Annotated in this window: 10 protein-coding genes and 1 pseudogene; 7 read left to right on the top strand and 4 right to left on the bottom strand. The window is 69.0% G+C overall.

All coding sequences use genetic code 11. From position 1 onward, the window contains the following. Nucleotides 1-23: 23 nt before the first annotated feature. Nucleotides 24-1073: an alpha/beta hydrolase gene (locus ON33_RS23900; protein ID WP_040861306.1), complete on the top strand. Its 1050-nt coding sequence runs from the start codon at nucleotides 24-26 to the stop codon at nucleotides 1071-1073. A gap of 38 nt (nucleotides 1074-1111) precedes the next feature. Here the strand turns inward: ON33_RS23900 and ON33_RS39930 are convergent. Next, a pseudogene (locus ON33_RS39930) lies at nucleotides 1112-2053 on the bottom strand (amino acid permease); the annotation flags it as partial. A 158-nt stretch (nucleotides 2054-2211) separates the two neighbouring features. Here ON33_RS39930 and ON33_RS44070 point away from each other — a divergent pair. The 3 genes from ON33_RS44070 to ON33_RS41550 all read left to right on the top strand — a co-directional run bounded on the left by ON33_RS44070 (nucleotide 2212) and on the right by ON33_RS41550 (nucleotide 5936). Continuing rightward, nucleotides 2212-3135: a DUF8832 domain-containing protein gene (locus ON33_RS44070; RefSeq protein WP_040861305.1), complete on the top strand. Its 924-nt coding sequence runs from the start codon at nucleotides 2212-2214 to the stop codon at nucleotides 3133-3135. A gap of 258 nt (nucleotides 3136-3393) precedes the next feature. Next, entirely contained in the window at nucleotides 3394-5550 is a 2157-nt protein-coding gene (locus ON33_RS23890; protein ID WP_083869254.1) for an ArnT family glycosyltransferase, read from the top strand. Nucleotides 5551-5786: 236 nt separating this feature from the next. After that, nucleotides 5787-5936 carry a hypothetical protein gene (locus tag ON33_RS41550; RefSeq protein WP_157184693.1) on the top strand — a complete coding sequence of 50 codons (150 nt, stop codon included), beginning with the start codon at nucleotides 5787-5789 and terminating at the stop codon, nucleotides 5934-5936. A gap of 170 nt (nucleotides 5937-6106) precedes the next feature. Here ON33_RS41550 and ON33_RS23885 read toward each other — a convergent pair whose 3' ends face one another. The 3 genes from ON33_RS23885 to ON33_RS41545 all read right to left on the bottom strand — a co-directional run bounded on the left by ON33_RS23885 (nucleotide 6107) and on the right by ON33_RS41545 (nucleotide 8643). Further along, nucleotides 6107-6400 (bottom strand): transposase, encoded by a 294-nt coding sequence (locus ON33_RS23885; RefSeq protein WP_169336839.1) that lies wholly within the window; start codon nucleotides 6398-6400, stop codon nucleotides 6107-6109. Between the two features lie 221 nt (nucleotides 6401-6621). Continuing rightward, complete coding sequence (locus tag ON33_RS43530; RefSeq protein ID WP_157184692.1) at nucleotides 6622-8433, bottom strand: WD40 repeat domain-containing serine/threonine protein kinase; 1812 nt, start codon at nucleotides 8431-8433, stop codon at nucleotides 6622-6624. Between the two features lie 60 nt (nucleotides 8434-8493). Further along, nucleotides 8494-8643, bottom strand: a complete 150-nt coding sequence (locus ON33_RS41545; protein ID WP_157184691.1) for a hypothetical protein — start codon at nucleotides 8641-8643, stop codon at nucleotides 8494-8496. 268 nt (nucleotides 8644-8911) lie between these two features. Between ON33_RS41545 and ON33_RS39925 the strand changes: the two genes are divergently transcribed. From ON33_RS39925 to ON33_RS38490, 3 genes are all read left to right on the top strand, one after another. Then, nucleotides 8912-9682, top strand: coding sequence for an integrase core domain-containing protein (locus ON33_RS39925; protein WP_083869245.1), 771 nt, complete (start codon nucleotides 8912-8914; stop codon nucleotides 9680-9682). Nucleotides 9683-9951: 269 nt separating this feature from the next. Beyond that, nucleotides 9952-11139, top strand: a complete 1188-nt coding sequence (locus ON33_RS23870; protein WP_281033233.1) for a BTAD domain-containing putative transcriptional regulator — start codon at nucleotides 9952-9954, stop codon at nucleotides 11137-11139. A 148-nt stretch (nucleotides 11140-11287) separates the two neighbouring features. Then, nucleotides 11288-13969: an alkaline phosphatase family protein gene (locus ON33_RS38490; RefSeq protein WP_051152714.1), complete on the top strand. Its 2682-nt coding sequence runs from the start codon at nucleotides 11288-11290 to the stop codon at nucleotides 13967-13969. Nucleotides 13970-14010: the final 41 nt, after the last annotated feature.

Below are 14010 nucleotides of genomic sequence, written 5' to 3'. Positions count from 1 at the left end.
TGCGTTAGTGGTAGGAGGATCGAATGGCGTTCCACTGGCAGGTCGACCCGCAGGACCTTTTCGTCGAGCGATACCCGCAGATGGTGGGCACCGGCCTACCGCAGGCCGACGTCGACGCCACCCGGGCGGTCATCACCGACATGTGGCCCGACGCCCCGGGCGGCTGGGTGCGCGAATGGTCCACGCTGGCCGAGGGATACGCGGCTACCGGCCGGCACCGGCTCGCGGCGCTCGCCTACGGCTGGGCCAAATTCCCCACCCTGGCCGACGAATCCAAGCGCACGGCGCTGTCCGAACAGGTCGATCAATACCTGCTCGCCGCACCGGATTTCGGTGTCGACTTCACCCGGTTGACGGTCGAGGCCCCGTATCAGGGCATGCGAATCGAGGTCCCCGTGCACCTGCTGACCCCGCCGGGCTGGTCGGCCGCCGACCCCATCCTGCTGGCCTCCGGCGGCGTCGACTCCTGGAAGATCGACCTGCACTCCATCTTCGCCGACCTGGCGTTGCGCACCGGAATGCGAGTGCTGGCCTTCGACATTCCGGGCACCGGCGAGACACCCGTTCCCATGTCCGCTGAGAGCGGCTACGGCGTGGTCCGCGCCGTCATCGAACGCGCCCGCACCCTCGGCAGCGGCCAGGTCGTGCACCTGGGTCTCTCCATGGGCGGCTGGTTCTCGGCCCGCTCCGGCCTGGCCGCCGAGGTGGACGCTGCCATCGTGCTGGGCGGCCCGATCGAGCGCGCCTTCGACCCGGACCGTACCTGGGCCTACGGCATGCGCGGAATCATCGGCAACGCAATGGGTTTCGACATCGAACCCACCGATGCCGAACTCGCGCAGCGCATGTCATCGTTCACCCTGCGGCAGTGGCTGGACCGGGACTGGAACGCGCCCATGCTGGTGCTCAACGGCGCGGACGATGTGCACATCCCGGCCGCCGACACGCTGGTCTTCGAGGGCCGCCGCGACACCGAGGTGCATCTGCTCCCGAACACCGGGCACTGCGCGATCACCGAACTGCCGGAGGCGATCCGGATCATGGTCGATTGGCTGGGCGCGGCCGCCTGGTGAACGAGCGGGCGGCTCGAGGTCGTTCGGCGCCGTTCGGCCACACCGAGCAGCACCGGCAGTCCGCCGAAACTGGTGTTGGCGGCCAGCACCAGCACCAGGGTGACCGCGATATTGGTCAGATAGAACATCCAGCCGGTGCCGAACGTGGCCGCCGAGAGCCGCGCCAGAATCGTCACGTCCCCGCGCGGCACCATGTGGTACTGCCGGATGAGCAGCGACAACCCGATCAGCATCATCCCCAGCAACGCACCGAGCGCGATCTCGGTGTGCTGGGCGCGTTTCACCGCCGGCGTGCGGAAGGCGGGTACCGCGTTGGCGATGGCCTCGACACCGGTCAGCGCGGAGCAACCGGCCGAGAACGCCTTGAGCAGCAACACGATTCCCACCGCCTCGACCGGTTCCGCCGGGCCCAGATCGGCGCCGATGACCGACACCGGATCGTGGTGGAGGAAGCCGCCCGCGATGACCGCGAAGATGGACAGCACGAACACGATGGCCGGCCCCATCAGCACCTTGGCCGATTCCGCGATGCCGATCAGGTTCAGCACCGTCAGCACCACCAGCCCGAGCAGCGTCGCGAGCAGCAGGTGATCGGCGAGCGCGGGGAAGGCGCTGGCCAGGCTGGCCGCGCCCGCCGCCAGGCTGACCGCCACGGTGAGCACGTAGTCGACCACCAGACTGGCCGCCGCCAGCAGCGCGGCTCCGCGCCCGAGATCCTTCTCGGCCACCGCGTACGCCCCGCCTCCGTCCGGGTGCACCGCGATGACCTGCCGGTACGACAGCACCAGCACCAGCAGCAGCGCCGTGATGGCCAGTGACACCGGCAGCGTCCACGCCACCGCCCCGACCCCGGCCGGAATCAGTGCCAGCACAATGGCTTCCGGGCCGTAGGCCACGCTCGACAGGGCGTCCAGCGACAGTGCCGCCAGCCCGCCCAGCGCGGTCAGCCGGTAGGCGTCCCCGCGCTGGTCGCGGCGCATCCGCCGGGGGTTGCCGTCACGGTGATCCGAACCCTTGGGTCCGAATCCGCGCCGGACGGGCGGTGATCCAGTTCACAGCACCCTGTCTTGAATATACCCCCAGGGGGTATTAGCTTGATCTCTCGTAAGGCACGGAAGCAGTCGAGAGGGACGAGAAAATGACCACCCAGGCGCACACCGGACATCACGACCACGCAGCCCACGACGACCACGCCGCGCCGGTCGACCACGCTCACGCCGACCACATTGCTCACGCCGACCACACTGGTCACGTCGACCATGCGGCCCACGCCGGGCACGGCGATCACGCAGCGGACGGTGGCCACGCCGCGCACGCTGCCCACGCAGCGCACGGTGGCCACCACGACGGCCTGCCGGGCGGCCTCCAGGTCACCCAGGACGGCTACACTCTCGACCTCGCCGAAAAGATCGTGGCCGCAGGCGAAATCGAGTTCCGCTTCCGCATCCTCGGCCCGGACGGCCTGCCCGTCACCGACTTCGACGCCATCCACGACAAGGAACTGCATCTGATCGTCGTGCAGCGCGAGCTCACCGGCTTCTGGCACGTGCACCCGGAGCGGCAGGCCGACGGCACCTGGACCGTCCGGCTGAACCTGTCCGAGGCGGGCGCCTACCGCGCCTTCACCGACATCGCCCCGCGCGCCCTCGGCAAGACCATCACTCTCGGAGCCGATTTCGCCATCGCGGGTGACTACCGGCCCGGCGCGGCGCCCGCACCGCGGCGCACCTTCACCGTCGACGGCTACGAGGTCACCGTGGACGGCGATCTGGTTCCCGGCGAGGGCCGCCTGCTCACCCTCACCGTGCGCAAGGGCGGCGAGCTCGTCACCGATCTGCAGCCCTACCTGGCCGCTTACGGTCGCCTGGTGATCCTGCGCGCCGGCGACCTGGCCTATGTCCACGTGCACCCGAACGGCGAGCCCGGCGACGGCGTCACCGCGCCCGGCCCCGACATCACCTTCCACACCGCCGTTCCCGGCCGCGGCACCTACCGGCTGTTCCTCGATTTCAAGCACGCCGATCGGGTCCGCACCGCCGCCTTCACCCTGCCGGCCGTCTGAGCCCACCCACCCGAATCGGAGCAGCCATGTGCGACTGCCGATGTCACCGGCACGCCAGCACCGAACACCGCTGTCCGCACTGCCCGACGACACCCTGAAGGGCATCCAGACGGCTGCCCTTCAGTCTGTTTTGCCAGTTCAAGACGCTGACGCTACCCCTCACAGGGAACTCCCAGGCGACCTGAAGCTCCCTTCGAAACCCGCCGCCTAGGCTCCGCGGGGTCAGTGGAAATCGGGGAACACGGGAAGGCGGGTGGCATGTCGACCATCACCAGCGTCGCGGGCGATGCGGCCTCCTCCGGAGGCGGCGACGTCGCCACGGGAGGCGACAACGCGGGCTCGGATGGGCAGCGCGCGTCGCGGTGGTCGACGCTGCTCGCCCCGCCCGGGCGGCCGCGCTGGGAGCGACCGGTCACCCTGGCACTGCTGATCGCTACGGCCGTCGTCTATCTGTGGGGCCTGGGCGGCGCGGGCTGGGGCAACGGCTACTACGCCGCCGCCGTGCAGTCCGGCACCCAGAGCTGGAAGGCGCTGCTGTTCGCGTCGCTGGATCCGCAGAACTCCATCACCGTCGACAAGCCGCCCGCCGCCATGTGGGTGATGGGCCTGTCCGGCCGGATCTTCGGCTTCAACTCCTGGTCCATGTTCGTGCCGCAGGCTCTCATGGGCGTGGCCGCGGTGGCGCTGCTCATCGCCGCGGTGCGACGCTGGGCGGGACCGGCCGCCGGACTCATCGCCGGCGCCGCACTCGCGGTGACCCCGGTGGCGGCCATGATGTTCCGTTTCAACAACCCCGACGCCCTCATGCTCCTGCTGCTGGTGGCCGCCGCGTACTGCACGGTGCGGGCCATCGACGCACGCGGCGAACGGTTCTGGTCCAGCGGCACCGGCTGGCTGGTCGGCGCGGGCGTCCTCATGGGCTTCGGCTTCCTCGCCAAGATGATGCAGGCCTTCCTGGTGCTGCCCGGCCTCGCGCTGGTGGTGCTGGTGGCCGGTGCGGGCGGATGGCGCACGCGCATCACGCAATTGGTGTCAGCGGGCGTGGCCCTGGTGCTGTCCGCGGGCTGGTACGTGGCGCTGGTCGAACTCTGGCCCGCCGGATCGCGCCCCTTCATCGGCGGTTCCACCAGCAACAGCCTGTGGGAGCTGGCCGTCGACTACAACGGTCTCGGACGGGTGCTCGGCAATCAGAACGGCGGCGCCCACCGTCCCACTCCGCCACCGATGCCCACGCCCGAGGCGGCCCAGCACGCCGACCCGGCCCAGATGCACGGCGGCTTCGGCGGTTTCGGGTCGCAGCCCGGCCTCGCCCGTCTGTTCAGCGGTGAGCTCGCCACCGAATTCTCGTGGTTGCTGCCCGCCGCGCTGATCGCCCTGATCGCCGGACTGTGGCTGACCCGCCGGCTGCCGCGCACCGACCGTGTGCGCGCCGGACTGCTGCTGTGGGGCGGCTGGCTGCTGGTCACCGCGGCCGTGCTCAGCTACATGAGCCGCAGCTTCCACTCGTACTACGCTATGGAACTGGTCCCCGCGATGGCCGCGCTGATCGGCATCGGCGCGACCCAATTGTGGCAGCGCCGTGCGCATCTCGCGGCCCGCATCACCCTTGCGGTGATGTCGCTCGCCACCGGTGGCTGGTCGTTCGTGCTGCTGCACCGCACACCCGAATGGCTGCCGTGGCTGCGCTGGACGCTGGTGGCGCTGTCGGTGATCGCCGCGGCCGCGCTGCTGATCGCCCCGAAGCTGCCGCAGTTCACGCTCGCCGTTGGTGTGTTCGCACTGCTCGCCGGTCTGCTCGGCCCGACCGCCTACACCCTCGAGACCGTCGCTCAGGTGCACAACGGCGGCAGCCCGGTGGCCGGACCGCCGAACAGCCAGCACGGTGGTCAGTACGGCGGCGGACAGCGCGGCGGCGTGGCCGATCCGCAGATCGCCGACCTCGTCAAGGGCAGCGATACCCGTTGGGCCGCAGCCGCTATCGGCGCGCAGGACGTCAGCACGCTCGAATTGAGCACCGGCAAGGCGCTGCTCGCGATCGGCGGTTTCAGCGGCCGCGACGACTCGCCGTCGCTGGCCCAGTTCCAGCAGTACGTGGCCGAACACCAGATCGGGTACCTGCTGGTCCGGCAGCGGCAGCAGCCCGGTCAGGACAACAACTCTCAGGCCGGTCAGTCGAACGTCCCGCAGTCCGGTCAGCCGAACAACCAGTCCGGTCGCAACCACTCCGGCCAGGGGCGTGACACCCAGCAGGGCGGCGGCACCGCTCAGCCGGGTCAGGGCGGCAACGCTCAGCAGCCCGGTCAGGGCAACCCGGAGTCCGACCAGTCCAGCTCCGCCCAGATCACTGCCTGGGTGAAGGCCAACTACCCGGTCACCATGATCGGCAGCGTCGAGGTCTACAACCTCAACCCGTAACCCGGTCGCGGAATTCACGGACAATGCACCGGTGCGGGCGCCCGCACGCCGCGCGGAACGCACCCGACACCGCTGTCGACAGTGTCGCGACTGCTGCTCGATCACCCCACCGGATCGTGTCCCCGCAGCCACCAGCGCGGGCGGCGGCGCAACGAGGACGTGTTCGCTGAGATCGCGGTGGCGCTGCTGGCGTTGATGTTTCTGCTGCTGTGCACGACACCCCGTACTGCCCTTGCGTGCCGCTCCGGTACACGCCCGGCCAGATACGGACCCTGCGCGAGATCCGCGCCCTGCGCGCCGCCGGTGCCCTGCCGAAGAGCCTGCGCGACGAGACACGCCTGCGCTGGTGGATGCTGCCCGTCGGGTTCGTCACGTTGTGCGGGTAGGCGATCCTGCTCTCGCACTCGATCTCCTGGATGTTCTAGCTCCCGCGGGGGTCACACCACGACCGGCCAAGGGCCCCTGTTGTGAAGCAGGGGCCCTTTGGGTGTCGGCAGAGCGGGCTTGGACGTGGTGCCCGCCCCTGCCGGTTCCGGGGCCGTCCCGCTTGGAACTCCTAACAGAGTGAGAGGTTGGCCAGCCAGTCCAGCGCCTCGGCGGCGTTCAGTTCGGCCAGCAGTGTTTCGTGCAACCGCTGCCAGACGCCGACCTGGTGCCAGTCCCGCAGCCGCCGCCAGCAGGTCATGTCCGAGCCGTAACCCAGCTCGTGGGGCAGGAACTCCCACGGGACACCCGGGTGGAGCACGAACAAGATGCCGCACAAGACTTTTCGGTCATCGAGCCGCTTGCGACCGGGATGGTGTGTGTTGCGGGGAATCACCGGCAGCAGGGGCTCGATGCGCTCCCACAACCGGTCGTCGATCTCCTAAAGCCTTCGTTGTGCCGTCCGCATGCCTCCAGTCACAGGCGACCCGCCAGGGCCGCTATTCGCCAGGGACGCTATTCAAGTAGTCGGGTGTTCGTAGTGAAGGACCTGCCTGCGGAAACATTCCGCGGCCCATGGAGTTTCGCGGATGTCCGCTACCGGTACTTCCCGATTGCGTCGTATGGCGTGATTCTCAGCGGTACCCCTTACCGGTGCCTGCTCAGTTTCCACAACCGCACCGTCTCGTCGGCGCTGCCGGTGGCCAGCAGGGTGCCGTCCGGGCTGAACGCCACCGAATTCACCCAGCCGGTGTGGCCGGTGAGGGGTTCTCCGGCGGGTTGGCGGGTCGCGACGTTCCACAACCGCAAGGTGTGGTCGTCGCTGCCGGTGGCCAGCAGGGTGCCGTCCGGGCTGAACGCCACCGAATTCACCCAACCGGTGTGGCCGGTGAGGGGTTCTCCGGCGGGTTGGCGGGTCGCGACGTCCCACAACCGCACCGTGCTGGCGCTGACGGTGGCCAGCAGGGTGCCGTCCGGACTGAACGCCACCGACCTCACCCAGCCGGTGTGGCCGGTGAGGGGTTCTCCGGCGGGCTGGCGGGTCGCAACGTCCCACAACCGCACCTTCTTGTCCCTGCCGCTGCCGCCGGTGGCCAGCAGGGTGCCGTCCGGGCTGAACGCCACCGATCGGACCCAGTTGGTGTAGCCGATGAGCCACTTCTCGTGGCTGGTGAAGGGTTCTCCGGCGGGTTGGCGGGTCGCGACGTCCCACAACCGCACCGTCTTGTCCCGGCTGCTGGTGGCCAGCAGGGTGCCGTCCGGGCTGAACGCCACCGCGTCCACCAACACGGTGAAGCGGTTGAGAAGTTCTCCGGCGGGTTGGCGGGTTGCCGTGTTCCACAACCGCACCGTGCTGGCGCTGACGGTGGCCAGCAGGGTGCCGTCCGGGCTGAACGCCACCGATTCAACCGTGCCGGTGTGGCCGGTAAGTACGCCGGCCGGGTCGGCGTCCGGTGGTGTCCTCGGCGCGGTCGGGGCCGAGTCGGCGGGGTGTGCACGGAGGGTCGGCGCGGTACGTGGCCACGACAGCGGCTTGGTCGGCTTGGGATCAGCACCGAACCTGCTTGTCGCGCCCGTCGCTGCGGCGGTATCACCGGAGGCCGAGGTGGGGCGCGGGGGAGTCGCTGGGGTGAGGGCGTCGCGGGCGGCGTGGGCGAGTTCGCCGCAGCTGGGGTAGCGGTCGGCGGGGTCCTTGGCGAGCGCGGTCGCGATCACCGCATCCAGCCCGGCGGGCAGGCCCTCGCGCAACCGGCTCGGTGCCGGGGGTGGGGCGACCAGATGGGCTGCCATCACCGCGGCCTGGCTGGAGCGGGGGAACGGGGTGTGCCCGGTGAGCAGCTGGTGCAGCGTGCAGCCGAGGGAGTAGACATCGGCACGGTGATCGACGGGCTGGTTGCCGAACCGTTCGGGTGCGGCGTAGGCGAAGGTCACCGCGACCGCCGACAGGGTGATGGTGTCGTCCAGGGTGCGGGCGATCCCGAAATCGGTCAGCAACGCCTGTTGCCCGTGGCGGGGGTGGTGTTCGATGAGCAGGTTGGCCGGTTTCACGTCCCGGTGCAGCACCCCTTGGGTGTGGGCGTAGTCCAGGGCGGCCGCGACGTCGGCGATCAACTCCACCGCCTGGTCGGGTGGTAGCCCGTCGGGGGTGGTGGCCAGCAGGGTGTTGGCGTCGCCGCCGGTGACGTGGCGCATCGACAGCCACAACACCGCATCCGCGGGGCCGCTGCGGTCGTGGACGGTGACGATGTTCGGGTGATCCAGCCTTGCGGCCAGGGCCGTTTCCCGGTCGAACCCGGCACGGGCGCCGGGGTCGGCGGCGAACGCGTCGTTGAGGACCTTCAACGCCACCCGGCGTTCCATGCGCGGGTGCCGGGCCAGGTAGACCGCGCCCATCCCGCCGGCCCCCAGCAGGCCTTCGATGGTGTACCCGGCGAACACCTCCCCCGCCTGCAAAACCAACCCCCGACTCCCGTCTTCCGATCGACGCCGCCGCTACACACCAGTGAACGGCCCTCCGGCTCAGTTATCTACGGTGGCGGGCACGAGATAAGCCAGGTTGGTCGCGACCATCGCGGCCAGAGCGATAGGCGCTGCGGTGAGGGGTAGTGCGATCGCGGCAGCTGCGAAGGTGGCTGCTACCGCGATCCGGCGGATCTGCTTGGTAAGCATGCTGTTCCTTTCCGTCGGTCCAGCCTTCCAGTGGGGCCGATACCGAGTGGCGGAAAGGCATCGCCTCCCCACCAAATCCAACTGTACGAACAAACGTCGCTTACATCTGCAAGTACACCGAATTCGTGGAATTCGATTGTGTTACAAACCAACTGGTCGATAACTGCCTAGCTTCAGCACGACCCACCATCGGACTCCGGCCCACACACGTACTGCCACAACATCCGTGGATGACTCGGCGATTTATCTGCGATAGAGCTACCTGGTGATGGCCGATCGGGAGCGGCGCATCGCGCCGACCGCGGGCACCTACGTGGTCGAGATGGGCGCGGCCGAGCTCTCCGAAGCGCAGGCCCGGCTCACCGAGGCCGTGCGGGAGCGGTCGATCACCGCCGAGAAACTCGTCACCGAACTGGAGAAGGTGTTCACCATCCGTGGCGGCCCACCGAGGGTGCTTCGCATGGACAACGGCCCGGAAATGATTTCGGCTGCACTGCAACAGTTTTGCGCTGATCGGGTCGGGATCGTCTACATTCCGCCCGGAACGCCGTGGAACAACGGGTTCATCGAGTCGTTCAACCGGCGGCTACGGGCTGAGTGCTTCAACCGCAACCACTGGACGAGTCGGCTCGAGGCGCGGGTCGTCATCGGCGACTTCAAGACCGAGCACAACCATCAGCACAGGCATTCGGCGCTGGGCTATCTCACCCCAGCCGAGTACAGTGCTCGCTGCGGCCACACCCACCCCCCGTGGCCTGCGACATCAACTGAAACTGGATCGAATATAACCCGGACTCGAAGACCGGGTGTTCCGTTATCGGGGACCGGTCAGTCTCCCAACCACTCACTCCCGATCACCAAAGATGCTCCAGCCATCCCCGAAATCGAGCCCTTTGCACGATCGCGGGAGAGACCATTGACGCGAATCAGTGATCGGCTGGAGTACCTTTCCCCAGCAGTGGACGGCAGCGCGAAGTACGAATGCCCGTCCATTTCCTCGACGTACTCGGTCGGCCGGCCTATGGCTACACGCTCGTAGAAGACTGTGTTCCGCTGCCGGATTCGGCTCCACCGTGTGGCTGTCATCCGGTAGAACGGCCAGGACTCCACGCCTTCGGCCTCCAAGATCGCGATGAGGTCGGACCGGTACCTGGCCTCGGCCGCGCGATACTGCTCCAGCTCGGATGCCGCTGGGAACGCCCGCACCGGTGCATGTTCGTCGTTTCCGAGTCCGGGTGGAACGAATTCGGCTCGGGGACCGACCAGTTCGGTGAGAAGGAATTCGGCGGATGCGAGGGTGGGCCGGCCGTGGATGGTTACAGTGGCGGACGACAGCTGGAGCCCGGCGGGAGGTCGGCAATGGGCGGCGGGCGCGCGCGGGTCGGGGTGCTCGGGCCGGTGCAGTTGACCATCGACGGGGTCGCGCAGCAGCTGGGCGGGCCCAAACAGCGTGCCGTGCTCGCCTATCTCGCGATCAATGCCAACCGCCCGGTATCGGTGGAGGCCCTGGCCAGCGCGGTCTGGGAGGACAGCCCGCCGCCCGACGTGCGCGTCAGCCTGCACGCCATCATCTCCAATCTGCGCAAGCCGCTGCGCGACGGCGGCATCGACGCCCGGAATATGCTGCAGCACATGGGCACCGGCTACCGCATCGTGCTCGAGGACGCCGCCTGTGATGTCTTCCGCTTCCGGACCCGCCGCGAGAACGGCCTGCGCGCCCTCTCCGCGGGCCGCTTCACCGTGGCCACCGACACCCTCTCCGACGCGCTCGCCCAGTGGCGCGGACCCGTCCTGTCCGATCTGCGCGGGCTCGGCTTCGCCGACGCCTACGCCGTCGCCCTCGACGACGAGCGCATCGGCGTCATCGAGGCCCGCGCCGAGGCCGATATCGCCCAGGGCCGCGCCGAGGGCGTGGTCTCCGAACTCGCGCTGCTGGTGCGCGATCATCCACTGCGCGAATCCCTCTGGGAGCAGCTGATCACCGCGCTCTACCTGACCGGCAGGCAGTCCGACGCGCTCGAGGCGTCCCGCCGACTGCGCGGCATCCTCGCCGACGAGCTCGGCATCGATCCGGGGCATCGCATCCGGGAACTGGAATCGCGCATCCTGCGCCAGGATCCGCTCAGCGTGCGCGCGGTCGCGGCGGCCTCGGCCACCCGCGCCACCACCATCGTCGACCGCGGCTGGCACGAACCGAAGGCACTGCTGCGCGACCGCTCCGGCCACGTCTTCCCGGTGACCGGCTCCACCACCCGCATCGGCCGCCTGTCCGACAACGACATCACGCTCGCCGACGGCCGGGTCAGCCGCCACCACGCGCTGCTCATCGACAACGGGCACACCTGGGTGATCAAGGACCTGCACTCCTCCAACGGGGTCTATGTCGATGGCGCGCGGGTTGCCGACAGCGGATTATTGTCCGACGGAGCGGTGCTGCGCATCGGCGATACCGAACTTGTCTTCGTGCTGGTTCGCGACCAGGACAACACCGTCTGAACAGCGGTTAATGTCATGTGACAGATCCGCGACGTCCCGAGTCAATGATTAACTGACCCTTCATTACAGATCCCCCTCACCGCCACGAACCCCCAAGCTCGATCGGCGATCCTCGACGGTAGCCGTTCCTATGCTCACAGGGGTTGCCATGGATCGGAGGCGTTTTCTGAAGCACGCCGCGCAGTTGGGTGGTGCGGCCGGAGCGATGTCGATGCTCCCGCCGAGCCTGGTACAGGCCTGGGCCGAACCGGCCCCGCCCGGCGGCTGGGACCGGATCGAGCACGTGGTCGTCCTCATGCAGGAGAACCGCTCCTTCGACCACTACTACGGCGCCATGGCCGGCGTGCGCGGCTACGCCGATCTCAACGCGCTGCAACTGCCCACCGGACGCTCGGTCTTCCACCAGCCCGACGGCGGCCGCGTCGTCCTGCCGTACACCACCACACTGCAGAACATCGATGGCACCGATCACGGAACCCGCACCGGCCATGACGCTTTCGCCTTCGGCCGGCACGACGGCTGGATCCCCGCCAAGGGCGAGGGCACCATGGTCGGCTACGACCGCGACAGCCTGGGCTTCTACTACCAGCTCGCCGAGGCGTTCACCCTGTGCGACGGCTACCACTGCTCGGTGAACGGGCCCACCGACCCCAATCGCATGTACCTGTTCACCGGCACCGTGGAAAACCCGCTGGCCCTGGACAATTTCGCGGAATCGCTGCAGGTCTCGCTGTTCGCCGACGACCTCAAACTGCGCTGGATGCGCAGCCTGCCGGTGGCCGGGATCGTGGACGCCGTCATGGGGATGGTGCACGGCCTGACCAGCGCCCTCCCGCAGTCGGTCGCCGAGTCGCTGGCCGGGCTGGTCACGCCGCGCACCGGCAATCTGTTCCTCTACGACGCCCTGCTCAGCCCCGACGCCGGGCGCTACGTCAACGACGTCATCTTCGGCCTGCCCTGGACCACCTATGCCGAACGACTCCAGGAGCGTGGCATCGGCTGGCGCGTCTACCAGGAGTGGGACAACTACACCGACAACGCGCTCGACTTCTTCCTGCCGTTCCGCGAAGCCGCCCGCGTCGTGCTGAAATACACGAACGGCGGCCGCGGCCTCGCCTTCGAGAACTTCTTCCGCTACTACAGCGACCTGCAACGCGATCCGAGCCTCGAACCCGCCTACGCCGCCGACCTGAAGCGGGGGTTGGACGAACTGACGCCCGGGCAGCGGGCGCTCGTGGAGCGAGGACTGCTGCGGTCGCGCACCGGCACGCTGGTGGAATCCTTCCGCGCCGACGTGGCGACCGGACGGCTGCCCACGGTGTCGTGGATCGTCGCGCCCTACGTCGACTGCGAGCATCCGGTCATGGGCCCGCGCAATGGGCAGGCCATGGTGCGCGGAGTGCTCGAGGCGCTCGCCGAACACCCGGACGTCTGGAACAAGACGGTGTTCATCCTCAACTACGACGAGAACGACGGGTACTTCGACCACGTCCCGGCGCCCGCGCCACCGGCGGGCGCGGCGGGTGAGTACTTCGGCCGCCACAATGTCGGACTGGGCGCGCGGACACCCGCGATCGTCGTGTCGCCGTGGAGCAAACAGGCCGTCTGCTCCGAATTGTTCGACCACACTTCGGTATTGCGGCTCCTGGAGCGGGTCACCGGCGTCGCCGAACCGAATATCAGCCCGTGGCGGCGGGAGGTGTGCGGCGACCTGTCCTCGCTGTTCGACTTCGGCGCGCGCCGCACCCTCATCCTGCCCGCCGCCGCCGCGCGGGCCGATCAGCCGATGTCCGGTGTCGCGCAACCACTTCCGTTCGTGCAGCGCCTGCCGAAGCAGCAGAGCGGCAGCCGGGCGCGGGTGCCGCTGCCGTACCGGATGCAGGCTCGCTGCGCGCCCGGCGAGCAGGGCGGGATCACCCTCACCATCGACAACGGCGGTACCGGCACCGTGCACTGCCGGGTGCATCCGAACGCCTTCGCCGGGGACTTCACGCCGACGCGTTTCGACATTGTCGGCGGTGGTTCTGTCTCACAGGACTTTCCGGCGGTGAACGGCCACTACGACTACTCGGTCTATGGCCCCGACGGCTTCCAGCGTCGTTTCGCCGGCGACATCACCGGACCGTGCGGCGCGCTCCGGGTCACCGCTACCGCCGCCACCTCCGGTAAGCGCAAGCTCGTGTGGACATTCGAAAACGGTGGGAAGCAGCCGGTTTCGGTGCTGGTCGTCTCCAACGCCTACCGTCACGACGGGCCCTGGACCATCGATATCGCGGCGGGCGGGACCGAACACCGTGAGATGACCTGCGAGGCCGCCGCCGAGGGCGCGGGCTGGTACGACTTCTCGGTGACCGCCGCCTCCGATGCCGGATTCTGGTGCCGGGCACGCGGATTCGTGGAGACGGGCGCCGCCGGGACCACCGCGGACGACGCCGCGCCCTTCGACCGGCTGCTGCTGGACCGGTCCCTCTACGAACCCGGCCGGGACCTGGTGGTCAGCTACAGCCTCGCGGGCGCCGTGGCCGGGCATCGGCTCGCCGTCTACGCCGATCCCGGCGGTCTGGCCGCCGCGGTGCCCGCGACGCCCGCGCTGCGCACGCTCGCCCTGGGGAACGGGGTGACGCGGGATCAGGTGGTTCTGCCGGTCGCCGGCCAGCCGGACGCGGCGGGAGTCGCCACGGTGGCGGGTATGCGGCAGGTCGGGTCGGCGGCGGTACCGGCCGATGCGCGGCTGCGGTCCGGACCGCTGCCCACCGGTTCGTATCTGCTGCATCACCTGGATGACGCGGGCCGGTCGCTGGCCCGTCCCGCGCGTTTCCGGGTGCTCTAGCGCGAAGCCAGCCGACTGGCACAAGGGGACAGTTCTGGCAC

Origin of the sequence: Nocardia niigatensis NBRC 100131, assembly GCF_000308655.1 — a bacterium.
Classification (GTDB): Bacteria; Actinomycetota; Actinomycetes; order Mycobacteriales; family Mycobacteriaceae; genus Nocardia; species Nocardia niigatensis.
Note: the sequence above shows the minus strand (reverse complement) of the source record. Positions and strands in the feature narration are given on the sequence as shown.

What these genes read in the sequence shown, in the direction of transcription:
- ON33_RS44070 (WP_040861305.1), top strand. Translation starts at nt 2,212, where the DNA reads ATGACCACCCAGGCGCACACCGGACATCACGACCACGCAGCCCACGAC.
- ON33_RS23900 (WP_040861306.1), top strand. Translation starts at nt 24, where the DNA reads ATGGCGTTCCACTGGCAGGTCGACCCGCAGGACCTTTTCGTCGAGCGA.
- ON33_RS38490 (WP_051152714.1), top strand. Translation starts at nt 11,288, where the DNA reads ATGGATCGGAGGCGTTTTCTGAAGCACGCCGCGCAGTTGGGTGGTGCG.
- ON33_RS23890 (WP_083869254.1), top strand. Translation starts at nt 3,394, where the DNA reads ATGTCGACCATCACCAGCGTCGCGGGCGATGCGGCCTCCTCCGGAGGC.
- ON33_RS39925 (WP_083869245.1), top strand. Translation starts at nt 8,912, where the DNA reads ATGGCCGATCGGGAGCGGCGCATCGCGCCGACCGCGGGCACCTACGTG.
- ON33_RS41545 (WP_157184691.1), bottom strand. Translation starts at nt 8,643, where the DNA reads ATGCTTACCAAGCAGATCCGCCGGATCGCGGTAGCAGCCACCTTCGCA.